The sequence below is a fragment of the Bacillus sp. SIMBA_005 genome (genome assembly GCF_046535585.1).
Classification (GTDB): domain Bacteria; phylum Bacillota; class Bacilli; order Bacillales; family Bacillaceae; genus Bacillus; species Bacillus pumilus.
Window position 1 is genome coordinate 1 of the sequence record NZ_JAWRWI010000427.1, and the last position, 270, is coordinate 270.

The window sequence follows — 270 nt, forward strand, 5'->3', positions numbered from 1 at the left end:
GCCTCTTTCACCGTTTTACAAACTTGTTGCCAGATCTCTGCCGAAGACTGTTCGACACGCTCGCCGCCAGGGCGAAACTGGGAGACGGGCGCAGTAGCGAATGCCAGCCTGTGGCCACTGGCACTGTAAACGCCTGCCCTGACACTGGCCGATCCGACATCGACACCGAGAAAATAACCGTTGTGCATAAAGCCTCCCTGACGCTGGAGATAACGGGGATGAAAATTCATCCCCAATTTTTTATTTCTTACCGAATGGGTGCAGGAGTTT

The 270-nt window shown here is 53.3% G+C and carries 1 pseudogene; it reads right to left on the reverse strand.

What is annotated here, in order from left to right:
* Positions 1-270: pseudogene (locus tag SB660_RS20745) on the reverse strand (hypothetical protein); the annotation flags it as partial.